At 44.4% G+C, this 14120-nt stretch carries 15 protein-coding genes; 7 read left to right on the top strand and 8 right to left on the bottom strand.

Annotation, left to right across the window (positions count from 1 at the left end; genetic code table 11):
* Positions 1–16: 16 nt before the first annotated feature.
* From tsaD to JMW64_RS01835, 3 genes are all read right to left on the bottom strand, one after another.
* Positions 17–1075, bottom strand: a complete 1059-nt coding sequence (gene tsaD / locus JMW64_RS01845; RefSeq protein WP_109591189.1) for a tRNA (adenosine(37)-N6)-threonylcarbamoyltransferase complex transferase subunit TsaD — start codon at positions 1073–1075, stop codon at positions 17–19.
* A 351-nt stretch (positions 1076–1426) separates the two neighbouring features.
* Positions 1427–1936, bottom strand: a complete 510-nt coding sequence (locus JMW64_RS01840) for a c-type cytochrome (RefSeq protein ID WP_109591187.1) — start codon at positions 1934–1936, stop codon at positions 1427–1429.
* Positions 1937–2020: 84 nt separating this feature from the next.
* A complete protein-coding gene (locus JMW64_RS01835) occupies positions 2021–2419 on the bottom strand; it encodes a hypothetical protein (RefSeq protein WP_109591186.1) in 399 nt (132 codons plus the stop codon).
* Positions 2420–2828: 409 nt separating this feature from the next.
* Here JMW64_RS01835 and rpsU point away from each other — a divergent pair, with 409 nt between their 5' ends.
* Positions 2829–3044 (top strand): 30S ribosomal protein S21, encoded by a 216-nt coding sequence (gene rpsU / locus JMW64_RS01830; RefSeq protein ID WP_010195908.1) that lies wholly within the window; start codon positions 2829–2831, stop codon positions 3042–3044.
* A 144-nt stretch (positions 3045–3188) separates the two neighbouring features.
* Positions 3189–3638, top strand: a complete 450-nt coding sequence (locus JMW64_RS01825) for a GatB/YqeY domain-containing protein (RefSeq protein WP_201552573.1) — start codon at positions 3189–3191, stop codon at positions 3636–3638.
* A 47-nt stretch (positions 3639–3685) separates the two neighbouring features.
* Here JMW64_RS01825 and JMW64_RS01820 read toward each other — a convergent pair whose 3' ends face one another.
* Positions 3686–5356 (bottom strand): M48 family metalloprotease, encoded by a 1671-nt coding sequence (locus tag JMW64_RS01820; RefSeq protein ID WP_227694030.1) that lies wholly within the window; start codon positions 5354–5356, stop codon positions 3686–3688.
* A gap of 509 nt (positions 5357–5865) precedes the next feature.
* Here JMW64_RS01820 and JMW64_RS01815 point away from each other — a divergent pair.
* The 4 genes from JMW64_RS01815 (at position 5866) to thiS (ending at position 8225) form a co-directional block, all read left to right on the top strand.
* Positions 5866–6321, top strand: a complete 456-nt coding sequence (locus JMW64_RS01815; protein WP_109591182.1) for a sulfurtransferase TusA family protein — start codon at positions 5866–5868, stop codon at positions 6319–6321.
* A gap of 241 nt (positions 6322–6562) precedes the next feature.
* The gene (rpoH, locus tag JMW64_RS01810) at positions 6563–7426 is read left to right on the top strand and encodes an RNA polymerase sigma factor RpoH (protein WP_198329691.1); all 864 of its coding nucleotides are present in this window, start codon (positions 6563–6565) and stop codon (positions 7424–7426) included.
* A 96-nt stretch (positions 7427–7522) separates the two neighbouring features.
* Positions 7523–7900: a DUF423 domain-containing protein gene (locus JMW64_RS01805; protein ID WP_109591180.1), complete on the top strand. Its 378-nt coding sequence runs from the start codon at positions 7523–7525 to the stop codon at positions 7898–7900.
* Positions 7901–8024: 124 nt separating this feature from the next.
* Positions 8025–8225, top strand: a complete 201-nt coding sequence (gene thiS, locus JMW64_RS01800) for a sulfur carrier protein ThiS (protein WP_045443372.1) — start codon at positions 8025–8027, stop codon at positions 8223–8225.
* 237 nt (positions 8226–8462) lie between these two features.
* On the opposite strand, the gene hpf is transcribed toward thiS, so the two are convergent.
* Together hpf and JMW64_RS01790 are read right to left on the bottom strand one after the other, a co-directional pair.
* Positions 8463–8831: a ribosome hibernation-promoting factor, HPF/YfiA family gene (gene hpf / locus JMW64_RS01795; protein ID WP_060490316.1), complete on the bottom strand. Its 369-nt coding sequence runs from the start codon at positions 8829–8831 to the stop codon at positions 8463–8465.
* Between the two features lie 416 nt (positions 8832–9247).
* On the bottom strand, positions 9248–10903 hold the full coding sequence (locus JMW64_RS01790; RefSeq protein ID WP_201552571.1) for an RNA polymerase factor sigma-54: 1656 nt from the start codon (positions 10901–10903) through the stop codon (positions 9248–9250).
* A 313-nt stretch (positions 10904–11216) separates the two neighbouring features.
* Between JMW64_RS01790 and JMW64_RS01785 the strand changes: the two genes are divergently transcribed.
* A complete protein-coding gene (locus tag JMW64_RS01785; protein WP_201552569.1) occupies positions 11217–12113 on the top strand; it encodes a nitrilase-related carbon-nitrogen hydrolase in 897 nt (298 codons plus the stop codon).
* Between the two features lie 48 nt (positions 12114–12161).
* On the opposite strand, the gene JMW64_RS01780 is transcribed toward JMW64_RS01785, so the two are convergent.
* Both JMW64_RS01780 and dapF read right to left on the bottom strand, forming a co-directional pair.
* Positions 12162–13196, bottom strand: coding sequence for a tyrosine recombinase XerC (locus tag JMW64_RS01780; RefSeq protein ID WP_227694028.1), 1035 nt, complete (start codon positions 13194–13196; stop codon positions 12162–12164).
* A 14-nt stretch (positions 13197–13210) separates the two neighbouring features.
* The gene (gene dapF, locus JMW64_RS01775; RefSeq protein WP_045443366.1) at positions 13211–14098 is read right to left on the bottom strand and encodes a diaminopimelate epimerase; all 888 of its coding nucleotides are present in this window, start codon (positions 14096–14098) and stop codon (positions 13211–13213) included.
* Positions 14099–14120: the final 22 nt, after the last annotated feature.

Below are 14120 nucleotides of genomic sequence, written 5' to 3'. Positions count from 1 at the left end.
ATTGAGCAAAGCCGTCTTACACTGCTGGTAGCTCAGTCATCGGCCAACGCGGCACACAGCTCACCGCTAAATCATCAGACTGCCCTGCCTGCAAGCGCTCATAACCAGCATAAGCAATCATCGCCCCATTATCAGTACATAATGCAGGCGGCGCATAATGCACAGTGGCATTTATCTTGGCAAGCTCACTCTCCAAAGTTTCACGCAAATGAGTGTTGGCACTGACACCGCCCGCAATCACCAATCGACTCATCTCTACTTGCTTTAGTGCTTTCACGCACTTTCGCACTAGCGTATCGACGACTGCATGCTGAAAGCTGGCGGCGATATCGGCGCGAACTTGCGGATCGCTGTCCGTATTATTCCCTGAGCCACCTGAACCATCGGTGTCTTTAATAAGGTTATGCACGGCGGTTTTCATACCACTAAAAGAAAAATCTAATCCGCGATGTAGCATGGGTCTTGGCAAATTGTAAGCAGTTGGGTTGCCTGTTTCAGCCAATCTGGCAATATTGGGACCACCCGGATAGGGCAAACCTAACATTTTGGCGGCTTTATCAAAGCATTCACCTGCGGCATCATCGATCGACTCACCCAATATCTCATATTGCCCGACACCACGTGCGGCGATGAGTAATGTATGCCCACCTGAGACCAATAACGAAACAAACGGAAAGGCGGGTGGATTGGCACCCATCAGCGGTGCGAGCAGATGTCCTTCCATATGATGGATACCAATGGCAGGAATATCCAAACCATATGCCAAACTGCGCCCAAATAATGCGCCCGTCATCAGAGCGCCAATGAGTCCAGGTCCCTTGGTATAAGCAATGGCATCAATCTCGCTTTTCTTCACATTACACTGCTCTAACAACTCATTAAGCAAAGGCACCAACTTACGAATATGATCGCGACTGGCAAGCTCAGGCACAACGCCACCATACAGTGCGTGCAGCTCTATTTGTGAATACAGGACTTGTCCAACCAGCCCTTGATTGTCACTATTCATCTGCTCACTGTCAAAAATCGCCAGACCTGTCTCATCACAAGAAGTCTCTAAACCCAATACTTTCATATTTTTGCCTTTATCATACTTTGGTCTGCGTATTATTTTTTACAACGCTGCTATCTTTTAGGTCGTGTCGTCTTTTTAAAAATGGTGATAAAAATGAGATAAATTGCCGTCAAACAAGGAAAGCAGCGTAAATACTATCGAGATATTAATAAGCTATTTGACAATGTTTGGCGATGTTTGGCGATGTTTGACAAAGTTTAGCCATTTTTAACCCATTTAGAGGTTAATCGATTGAATTGAGGACACGCCCTAGTATCTGCCAAAAAACGTGCATAAAAAAACCGCCATTGTCAGTCACAATGACGGTCAGTTTAACAAATTTCAATGGTCAATATCTCTTAATATACCGGATCAGCTAACTGCTTCAATCATGTAATCTACAGCTGCGTAAACTTGGGCTTCACTGACCTTATCGGTGGCTTGGGCTGGCATCTTATTAAAGCCTTTTGCCGAATGCATGTGCAGCGTCTCTGTGCCTTTAGCCAGACGCGGCTCCCACGCGGCTTTATCACCATATTTCGGCGCGTTCAGCAGCCCTCCTTCATGACAAACCTTACAGTTGGTCTCATAAAGCTTGGCGCCTGCATCCGCAGCCAACACTTCAGGCTCCGCGGAGATTTCCTGCACTGGCTTATCTTCAATGACCGTCGTCTCGGTATCTGCCACAGGTTCAGGTGTAACGACTTCAGGTTCGACTATAGGTGCGTCTTCTACCACTGCCGTTGTATCGGCAGATTCATTGACAACAGCAGGCTCTTCAACCGCTGCATTGTCACCACTACAAGCAGTGATTGCTAATAGCGCACTTAAACTAATGGCAGATAAGACCAGTTTATTCATACGCTGCTGTTTACTTATCATGATCACACCTCTATTCGATATTTCATGTTAGCGACTGTTTATGACAGCGCATAAATTCAAAACCTATCAACCCACAAACCGTGATTAGTTCGTAGCTGGTTCAGCGTCAGCAGTAGGCGTTGCCGCCGTATCAGCAGCTGGCACATCTGCACTACTAGCTGGCATAACTGCACTGTCAGCGACAGCAACATCGCTATCCGTTGCATCTGTCATATCAGTAGCAGTCGTCCCTGCTTCAGCAGCTGCAGCACCATCTACTGTGCCATCAGCTTCAGTTACTGGCGCTGGAGCCGTTTCTGGGAACTCCATTTTTTCAGCTTCAGGTGCGTTTTTGCGAGCCAGCTCAGCGGCTTCATCAACGCGATCTTTTGCCAATACTTCGTGTGATTCGCCTTCTTTTTCACCACTACAAGCGCTAATGCCAAAGCCAAGAGCAAGGATAAATGCGGTGCTTAGCGCTATATTTAGTCCTGTTTTTTTCATTCCAACATCCTCAATAAAATACACATAAAATGGTTAATATGCTGACTATTATATGCAAATTATCATAGCATAAACTCCAACCAAACCGTTATAGACAGTAGGGTTTTTTATTCATAGTAATTTTATACTTTGCATTTATAGTTTCATTAAAGCGGGAGCAAAAACCTGCGTTCTAACTACTTTTCTAATTGTCTCTGCGTATTGTACCTTGCAACTTAATGATAAATATGGATTAATGTGCTAAAATCATTGACTTAACTGACATTTTTTATTAAAATGCTTGCCCTTGTGCTCATGCGCAAGATTATCCTAGTTTGAGCTGATGCCTGTAATCTTGAGATATTACGGCTAAATACTAATACACAGCCAGACTAATGCCCTTATATCTCATCCTAATCGAGGAGTCTTCATGCCTGCAGTTAAGGTTAAAGAAAACGAACCAGTTGACATCGCTATCCGTCGTTTCAAGCGTGCTTGCGAAAAAGCTGGCGTATTATCAGACGTACGTAAGCGTGAGTTTTATGAAAAACCAACGCAAGTACGTAAGCGTAAAAAAGCTGCTGCCGTAAAGCGTTATAAGAAAAAATTACAACGCGAAACTATTCGTACCACTCGTATGTACTAATCGATAATTCGATTAATTAAGTACAAGTGCTACATTAACGCCACTGTTATCCATTGATATCAGTGGCGTTTTTTATGCTACAATTTTTATTATTATTGCTTAAAAATTTGAATAAATACCTCTTAACAAATAAGGATAATAACAATGAGCCAACTGAAACAGACTTTATCAGACAATGTCAAAGTGTCTATGAAAGCGCGTGAGCTTGAGCGTGTCAAAGTACTGCGTAACGTGCAAGCGGTTATCAAGCAAATTGAGATTGACCGTCAAATAGAGCTTGATGATGCGCAAGTCTTAGATATACTGCAAAAGCAGCTAAAACAACGCCATGAGTCGTTGAATATTTTTACCGAAAACAATCGTGATGATCTGGCAACCAAAGAGCAGTTTGAGATTGATATCATCAATGAATTTATGCCAAAACAAATGGATGATGCTGAACTTGCGGCCTTGGTCAATGCGGAAATCGCTGCACAAGGCGCAACCTCTATGCGTGACATGGGCAGTGTGATGGGTGTATTAAAGAACAAAACCGCAGGACGCGCAGACCCTGCGCTCATCTCTAAGCTGGTGAAAGATGCGCTGCAAGGCTAGTAATTAGTGTCATCAAAAGCTAATGACGACATCGTAAAAATAACCGCCTAAGGCTCAAAGTCTTTGGCGGTTTTTACTGCTTTGATTTCTGCATTGATATTGGCAAGCAATGGACGGGCGCTACTGGCTTGAGCCGTGGTTTGTAGTTTTTCCGCCAGTTGTTTGGCTTGGGTCAGTGACGTCAACGCACTCTCGTAACGACTACTCCATAGTTGGTCATGACTGCGATAGCGTAGCGCGTTAATGGTGGCAATATTTTTCAGGGACGCAGAGTCGGTCATTTTTGCCAGTTTTTCATTGGCCAGTTGCAGACTTTGCCAAGCATAACGGTCGCTTGGCTGCTGCTCGGTCAGTGGTTTAAGCAACGCTTGGGCTTTGATGGGCTGATTGCTATTGGTAAGCGCTTCTGCCAAATAAAGACGCAGATCACGACGCTCAGGATAAACACGCTGCTGGCTGGCTAATACGTCCGCCGCTTGTGACCATTTATTCTGCTCCGTTAGAATTTGGCTATGAGTAATCGATAGTAAAGGCTCTAAATTTTGGCGCTGCGTAGGCGGCAGTCGATTGATTTCAGCCAGTAAATCGCTTGCCTCTGTAAAGCGTTGCTGTTCGCCATACCAGTTCATCAAAGCCAATTTGGCACCTATGCTATTTTTAGCAGCCGTCATTAGCACTGTCTCTGAGGCGTGTTTACCCGTACTTTGGACACGCCAATAGAGCAGATCAAACAACGCCTGATGGCGCTGCTGCTGATTTAGTGACAGTGAGGGATAATGCTGGGCACGACTTTGTGCTTCACTTAAGCGCTCGTTACTCAGTGGATGCGAGCGTACGAAGCTTGGTAAAAATCGATTTTCAACTTGGTTGAGCTGGCTACGTTGGTTCATCGTGGCAAAGAATCGCGGCATCGCCCTTGGGTCGTAGCCTGCTTGGGTCATGATTTGCATGCCCACCCGATCGGCCTCGCGCTCATTATTTCGACTAAATGCCATCGTGCTGTTCATCGTTGCCGTTTGGCTACCCATCATCACTGCCGCCGCTGCATCACCATCGACCGCCGATGCTGCAATCGCAGCCAGCATACCGCCTATCTGCATCAGCAAGGCCTTTTTGCGCTCATCAGCACCACTTTCATAATGGCGCTGACTGATGTGAGCAACTTCATGCGCCACCACACTGGCAAGCTCATCCATACTGCTAGCGGCCAGAATCGTCCCTGTATTGAGTCCAATGACACCGCCTGGTGCTGCAAAGGCATTGATACTTGGGTTATCAATGATAACCAAACCCATCGGCGCTTGCTGCCTTGCTTGCGCATTGAGACGCCAAGTCATGTCTTTGACCGTTTCTTGAATCCAAGGATCATGCTCCATTTTGATACGACCATTGACGTTCCGTAACGACCATTCGCCGAGCAATTTATTTTGATATTGCTCAGCGAAGCTCAAGCCTTGTCCGCGCAAATTGGGCAGATTTAGCTCTTCTGAGCCGGTGGTTTGCCATGAATTATAATTGGATGCCATCGCTTTGCTGCTCGTATTAGCATTATTAAGACTATTCTCGCTCATGGCAGCAGTGGTCATCGTCATTAGTATCGCCGACAACGCCAATTTAATAGCGCTCGATAATGCCATCGAACACGCGGCACTTTTACATTTTTTTCCCTGAGTCATGGGCGCATTACCAAGTATCGATTGTCTATTAAAATGGTTCAAGTACGTATCCTATGCAAGTGAGTAATGATACTGTTTTTGAAGTAAGGTGTTTTTGAAATAAGGTGTTTTTGAAGTAAGGTCTTTTCGAATGATTTTTTGACTAAACGTTTTTCGACTATACGAGCTTGCTGATATAAGGTCAATTCTAGTCTGCATTCGACTACCAATAACTCAGCTGTCCGTCACTATTGTGCAACATGGCTTTAGTCAATCCCCTATAAAATAGATATGGTGTCAGGCGCGCTCAGTCTACTATTTTTAGTACTTTTGCTCGTTTTCCTTGTATCTAAATTATCTTGAACAAACTATAGGTGATTCTAATGAACTGAATGTGACGTTGATTATATTCAACTTCAACTACATATCGGCTATTTGGTATAATGGCATTTCATGATTATAGGGTCTGGCCACTGCCGAGTGTCTTTTATGAATTACAGGCACTGTCATTGCGTGTTTGCGAATGTTCAATACAATCTAGTACAAATCAAAATATTTATAAGGTTTATTTTATGTCTGCTGATCGTCAGTCAACCACCGTATATTTTCCTTATTCTATAAACTTATCAGCAGATTTGTCTGATACTGAGCAGCAAGACATCAGCAACCTGTTAGACTTGTTACCAGCGCATACTGTCACTACAGATCATGAGGCGAATGAAACGCAGCCTGTTCATGTTCAACGTTTCGTTGATGGTCGCGGACTTGCTTGTCCAATGCCGCTGTTAAAAACCAAAGTGGCACTACGTGACGTCACAGCTGGCGGTTCATTATACGTGGTCGCAACTGATGCCAACTCACAGGCTGATATCACCGCTTTTTGTCAACAAAACCAGCAAACAAATGCCGCAAGTCAACTGCGATTAATCGTTAGTAGCATGACGGATCAGCCATCAGCGGATAGCTTATCAGCACAGCGTTTCGATACAATATATCACTTCATCATTACTAAAACTGATAGCAACTAAGTGTCGCTATCCTTTACAATTACAACTATAAAGATTTTTATCTGACTATTTGCGTCACTATTTAATCAAGGTCAAGAATATGGCTAATAATTCTACTGATACGGCAAAAACGAATAAAAAAGATGAGGCAGCTCCTATAAAAAACGAAGCACGTGATGCCGCATTAAAAGCTGCCGCCCAACGTCCACCTTATGATGCTAGCGCCTTAGGCGACACTAGCACCCGTGACTTAGTGCCAGCGATGCCGACTCATTTGTCAGCGCCTGGGGTCAATTTGGGCGCTTATATCAACACGGTGCACCAAATCCCAATTTTGACACCAATCCAAGAGCAAGAGCTGGCACATCGCTATTATGATGAAGGCGATGTAGAAGCGGCGCGTCTGCTCGTGATGTCGCACCTGCGTTTTGTGATTCATATTGCCCGCAGCTACTCGGGTTATGGTTTGCCGCAAGCAGACTTAATCCAAGAGGGCAATCTGGGACTAATGAAGGCTGTAAAACGCTTTGACCCGAATAAGGGCGTGCGTTTGGTGTCATTTGCAGTGCATTGGATTAAAGCAGAAATCCATGAATTTGTGATTCGTAACTGGCGCATTGTCAAAGTCGCGACCACCAAAGCGCACCGTAAATTATTCTTTAACTTGCGTAGTCTCAAAAAAACCAACAACCAGCTAACTCTAGAAGAGGCTGATGCCATTGCCAAGGACTTAAATGTCACACGCAAGCAGGTGTTAGAAATGGAATCGCGGCTTACCTCTTATGACGCCTCGTTTGAGGCGCAATCTAGCGATGACGACGATGGACGTTATGCACCGCAGCTATTTTTAGAAGATGGTATCGATCCTGCCGAGCAGTTAGAAGAAGCAGATTGGGAAGAAAGCAACTCATCTGCATTGATTGCGGCAATGGATACCCTTGATGAGCGCTCACGCGATATCGTGGAGCAACGCTGGCTCTCTGAGCAAAAATCAACCTTACACGAATTGGCAGCCGTCTACTCTATCTCAGCAGAACGCGTACGCCAAATCGAAAAAAATGCCATGGACAAAATCCGCGAGGCAATGACTATTGATAGCGTTATTTTGCCAGACGATATTCAGTAGTTATTACTTGTCAATAATTACTACCTGTAAATAGTTGTTACCTGTCAGGAATAATTGACTTTCAACAGCTATAGTTTTCAATAATACGAGTTTGTCATGTTAAATTGGATAGGAATTGCAGCGATCAATATGGCCATCGCCGTCGCTTTAGGGGCGTTTGGGGCGCATGGCCTAAAAAATATCGCCAGTGCTCAACAACTCGAATGGTGGCACACTGCAACACTTTATTTGTTTATACATGCGCTGGGTTTATTACTGGTTGGTCTGTTTATTCGCATGAAATATGCTACTCAAATCACTGCATGGCTATTACAAATTGGCATTATCATATTTGCTGGTAGCTTATATGCGATGACACTTGGCGCACCACTTTGGTTTGGCGCGATCACGCCTATCGGTGGTGTACTAATGATTGCAGGTTGGCTATGGCTAGCATTGTCATCATTTAAGATGAACAAATTGGTCGCAAAATAACCAATCGATCAAACAATAAGTAAGTTGCACTCTATAGCGTATCCTCGTTTTGAAAATGGAGATAAAAATGAGGACACGCCTTAGTACGCATAAAAGGATAAAAAATCATTAAGGAGTATATTTTATGAGTACCATTATCGTTAATGGTAAGAAACTACAGACTACCCATCAGACTGTGCAACTGGTCATCAATGAGCTTGGTCTTAGCCAAGGTCGTTATGCAGTAGAAGTCGATGGTGAACTGATTCCAAAGAGTGAGCTTGCTCAATTAAGTATCGCTGAAGGTATGAATATCGAAGTGGTACAAGCAGTCGGTGGTGGCTAATTAGCTAAAATGATGATCTATTGATTTGAAAATGAATGTGCTTAAAGAAATGTATTTAAAGGTGAGTTTTTAAAAAATAATTGCTCATAAAAAAGACCTCAACGTAGCAAACGTTCGAGGTCTTTTTCCGTTTTAGGCAATGTCATTTAGAGATATCTAAAAATGCGGCTATTTATACTATTTATTATTTCATCAGCCAGTAATCATTAACCTTTAAATATCCTAAACTCTATAACATTAGACTGCTGGAGCGGCATCATCTGTCATCAGCTCTTCATAGCGTCCATCACGCCCAGCACCCTGAGTCTTTTTGCTCTCCAACTTAGTTTTGTACTTGCGTACTTGTCTATCAAGTTTGTCTGCCATCTCGTTAATGGCTTTATACATATCATCGTCAAGCGCTTGGACAAACATCTCTTTACCCGATACTCGCATAATCGCTTCAGCCTTATGGCTCTTTATAGCACCGCTGTTATCTAATGATAAAATGACTTGAATACTTTGTATTTGATCAAAATGACGACCAATTTTATCAAGTTTTTCTTGAACAGCTGTGTTCATAGCGTCGGTAACACTGATATGGTGACCACTGATAGAAACATTCATATTATTGTCCTTTTATTATGACTTACATTGTTGCCTACGTTGTTGCTTACAATCAACAGATGAGCCAGCATTCCTGCTTTTTCACCCTGCCTTACCAACAATGAATGGGGTGTCTTTATTGATCAGCGCCTTTAGTAATCGATGCTTTTAGCAAAAATCGAACGTGTCCTTTCGTTGTCATTTTGATTAATGAGATAAGTAAATACGCTAAATCGACACTTAGATTTCGTTGTTGGTATGACTCTAATTTGTCATGAATATCAAATAGTAGCAAGACAGCAAAGTGTAATTAAATGTAATAAAAACGGTTGTTTCCTGAATGTTTCTATATAATCAAAAAATTTTATTTTTTATATTTATCAAGAAATATATTAGCGATAGCACGATTTCTCTCTTAACTCATTGAATTGTGACATTTAATATTTCTGTTTACGCTGAGTAGACGAGCCAATATTCATTGCTTCACGATATTTGGCCACGGTTCTTCTGGCGATATCGATACCTTCCGATAATAAACAATCTTTTATGCGACTGTCAGATAATGGCTTTTTGGCATCTTCATCGGCTATCAGTTGCTTAATCATGGCGCTAATGGCAGTCGATGAAATATCGCCGTCGGTACTGCTAACATGAGATGAAAAGAAATGCTTGAGTGAAAATAATCCCTGCGGCGTCAAAATTGTTTTACTGGTGGTTAAACGTGAAACGGTCGATTCGTGCAAATCCACTTCTTCCGCAATGGCTTTTAGAATAAGGGGTTGCATGGCTGTCGCGCCATGCTGCAAGAACTCTTGCTGATAACGCACGATACTGGTTGCCACTTTTAATAAGTTTTGATTACGCTCTTCAATACTACGAATAAACAAGCGGGCATCGGTGAGGTTTTCACGCAGATATTGATTGTCGGGGCTGTCATCACCGCGCTTCACCAAATTGGCATATTCTTGATTGACTCTTAGCTTTGGCATGGTGTCAGGATTGAGGCGCACATTCCAGCCGTCCTCTTGCGTCGATGTATCTGAACTCGTCTGACTCTGATGGTGACGTATAGGCGTGACCAAAACATCAGGAATATCATAGCTGGCTGGCGACTGAGTATAGTCTGGTTGGCTGCTTTGAAACAGCAGGCCAGGTGATGGATTCAAGGTACGCAGTAAGTTAAGCGCGGGGGTAATCTGTGCAGGCGCGAGTCCAGTCCGCTCAGTCAATGCTTTGATGTTATTGCTCACCAAATGCTCACTGGCTGACAATAATGCTTGCGCTTCTTTTAGATGGTCAGTATTTGCATCAAGCTTGGACAACTGAATCGCTAGGCACTCACTGAGATTTCGCGCCCCGACACCCAGCGGATCGCAAGACTGAATAACACGTAAAACAGCCATGACTTCATCGTGCTCAACCGATTCGTCCCATTGATAAAAACTTGCCATCGTATCGAAGCTTTGCAACAGCTCATCGATATCAAGCCGCACAAAACCCATGTCATCCATAGAATCCATCAGATAGGTTGCAATCAACATGTCCGCTTCTGAGAGATGCTTAAAGTTCAGCTGCCAGCGCACATGGTCTTGTATGGTGGCAGAAGTGCCGCCTTGATAACTATCAAAATCCTCGTCACTTTTGCTCCCCGAACTGCTTGCCGTAGATGCATAATTACTGCTATCAACACTATTTTCAAAGCTACTATAGTCGTCACTATCCATCGTATGATTGTCTATGGCACCATCATCGATACTGGCCTGCTGTAATTTGTCCAAGCTGTCACTAAAGTCTTCATCTGGTTCAGAGGTATGGGTATTACCCTCAGAGGTTGCGCTAAATGAGTCAATATCAGCACTCTGGTTCCAGCTATCAAGTGTCAATGACTCATCTACTCTATCGCCGCTGCCATAATCGTATTCATCTTCATCATCCTCAATACGTTCAAGCAATGGATTACTATCCAGCTTGGCCTGAACTTCTTGCGCAAGCTCAAGACTAGAGAGTTGCAGCAATTTAATGGCTTGCTGCATTTGCGGGGTCAGTTTTTGTGAGGTGCTCAGCGTGGTCGCCAATCCGAAAGACATACTCATGGGTGGCTTATTACACTCCGATACTGGTGATAGTCTATATATGTTGCCACTTAAAGTAGCGATTTAACGTTATCAGGACATGACGATAGCATTTTTCGTGGCAATTTTGCTATGATAATTTATAGACGGCCCAATACGCTTATTGCTCTCTACTTATAAAATCCTATAAATTTAACCGTTTTAGCATGAACTGCTAAATAATAAACAACCAAATCTTGTTGATAATAATAAGGCTATATAAAAAATACAAGGTACATGACACAAAACCTTCGAGCCAATTGAATCACTCTTAACATTAACCGAGAATAATACGATGAATGACCAAGCAAATAAACCGCACCTTGTCACTGCTGCGATTCAAATGAATAGCCAGCAAGACATCGAAAAAAACGTAGCGGCTATAAAAGCTGCCATCAGCGATGCCAGTCATCAAGGTGCTCACCTTGTTGTCTTACCTGAAAACTGCTGTAGCATGGGCGAGCAATTTGCCACCGCAGAGCGCTTTGATGCGCTATCAGCGACGATAGCAAACTATGCCAGTACTTACGGTGTCTATGTGCTGGCAGGCTCACTGCCCTGCCCTTATCGCCCTGATGGCGTCATCGTGCCTGATGGCAGACTGCGCCAAGTCAGTCAGCTATTTGCCCCTGACGGCACGCGAGTGGCACGCTATGACAAAATTCACCTATTCACGGCGACGGTAGCAGATAAACATGGCAGCTATAATGAAGCGGCGACGTTTGAGCCCGGCACACAGACTGTAGTTGCAACAATAGAAAGTAATCATGCTGCTTATCAACTGGGTATGATGGTTTGTTTTGATTTGCGTTTTCCCGCATTGGCACAGCGCTTACGTCAAGCAGGCGCAGACCTATTAAGTGCGCCATCGGCATTTACTTATTTAACGGGGCAAGCACACTGGTCGCTGTTACTTCGCGCACGGGCGTTAGACAGTCAGTGCATGGTCATTGGCGCAGCACAAGGCGGCGACCATGTTTATAAAAACGGTGATATCCGTCAAACGTGGGGGCATACCACTATCACAGCTTTTGATGGCACGATTATTAACAGCTATGAGGATAGTGAATTAAACAACGCTATTAATAAAGATAATAAAAATTATGCTTTGATCTTGGCAACCTTAGATAAACAGACTCAACAGCAAGGCCGCCAAAAAATGCCTATTTTTGATTGTCATCGTTTGGCGTAAGTCAGTTTCAATGCTGAGTACTGAATAGTAAGTATTGAATATCGAATATTAGGTGTTGTTTTCTTCGGTCCGTGTATGAGTCGCGCGCGGATGAGCGCGATCATAGACTTGCGTGAGTTTAGCAAAATCGACATGGGTATAAATTTGCGTGGTACTGATATCGCTATGCCCAAGCATTTCTTGCACCGCGCGCAAATCACCACTGCCCGACAGCATGTGCGAGGCAAAACAATGACGCAATAGATGCGGATACATATTTTGTGCGATGCCAGCACGGGTAGCCGCAACTTTGAGACGCTGCTGCACTGCCCGTGTCGATAAACGCGTACCCAATTTTTCACTAATAAATAATGCGCTGTCCATTTGCTCCACCCACAGATTACGATGCGGTAGATAACGACTAATCGCTTCTGCTGCCTTGATACCTAACGGCACCAAACGCGTTTTATTGCCCTTACCTGTCACTCGCACGCGCAAATCAGCCAAATCTACATCTACCACATCCAACGCGACCAACTCACCTACGCGCAGACCGCTGCTATAAAGCAATTCAAACATCGCTTTATCACGTAGCCATAGGCGCGCTTGTTCCGGTGTGTCAGGCATCTCTTGGTCAAGCAGCTGAGTGAGCAAATCAACATCAGCGATAGACGGCAGCGGTCGAGGACTACGTTTGAGCTGATAGCCAGTCGTTGGATTGATACGTGCCAAGTTCTCTTCTATCAACCAGCCATAAAAATGGCGAATGGCTGACAGCTCTTGCTGGACGCTAGCAAGTGCCAGTTTATCTTCATCCAAGCGTTGACTAATATGCTGGGCTAATTGGCGCTTATCGCAGCGCGTCCACGTCAGGCGTTTCCCACGTAAAAATAGCGCCAATTGGTTCAGTCCTGCAAAATAAGCGGTCAACGTATGCGGCGAATGATTGCGCACCGACAAGACATTAAGCCAACGATGCACGGGCGCTAACAAATCACGTAATGCAGCATCCGACTCTATAGCCGCGGCGTGCTCGACTGATAGCCATGCTTTTGCCTCAGAATCTGAGGTAGGCTCCATCGTATGATTGTTTTTATTAGACATAGCCCTATTATCCATTAGCCTTCTGGATTGGGCTTGATGCCCGCTTGTGCCATCAGACCATCTGGGCTAAATACGCCTTCGTAAACAAAGGCGGTCGGACCGGTCATCATCACTGAATAACCCGGCTGCCATTTGATGATCATACTGCCACCATAAAGCTGCGCACGCACGTCTTCGCCTTCATCGAGCCAGCCTTCGCGGATACCAACCGCTACTGCGGCACAAGCGCCAGTACCACAGGCTTGCGTCTCGCCGACACCGCGCTCATACACACGCAGACGAATGTGACGCTGGTTCATCACTTGCATAAAGCCGACATTGACACGGTCAGGAAAGGCGGGATGCGATTCGATGGCTTTGCCTAAGGTTTCAACGTCGGCATCGAGCACGTTATCAACTTTGATAACGGCATGCGGGTTGCCCATATTGGCAACATAAAGCTGTACAGGAGTGCCATTTACATCGAGATGATAGGCGTTTTGAATTTTGGTCGTGGCTCTGGGGGTAAAAGGAATCTCGCTTGGTTCAAACTTGGGCTTACCCATATCGACTTCGACCCAGCCATAACGATCAGTGGTCAATGAAATGATGCCGCTTGCCGTCTCAACACGCAAACGCTGTTTAAATGACAGTTTACGCGCTTGCACAAAACGGGCAAAACAGCGCGCACCATTACCGCACTGCTCAACTTCTGACCCATCAGCATTAAAAATGCGATAACTAAAATCAACGTCAGGACGCATCGGTGGCTCAACGACGAGCAGCTGATCAAAGCCAATACCCAAATGACGGTCACCCAGTAACTGTACCAAATCCTTGGTCAAATCTAAGCGCTGAGTCACCAAATCGATGACCATAAAATCATTGCCCAGACCATGCATCTTCGTAAATTCTATTAGCATATCCTTGTTATCCTATCCTATT

Origin of the sequence: Psychrobacter immobilis (assembly GCF_904846065.1) — a bacterium.
Classification (GTDB): Bacteria; Pseudomonadota; Gammaproteobacteria; order Pseudomonadales; family Moraxellaceae; genus Psychrobacter; species Psychrobacter immobilis_H.
Note: the sequence above shows the minus strand (reverse complement) of the source record. Positions and strands in the feature narration are given on the sequence as shown.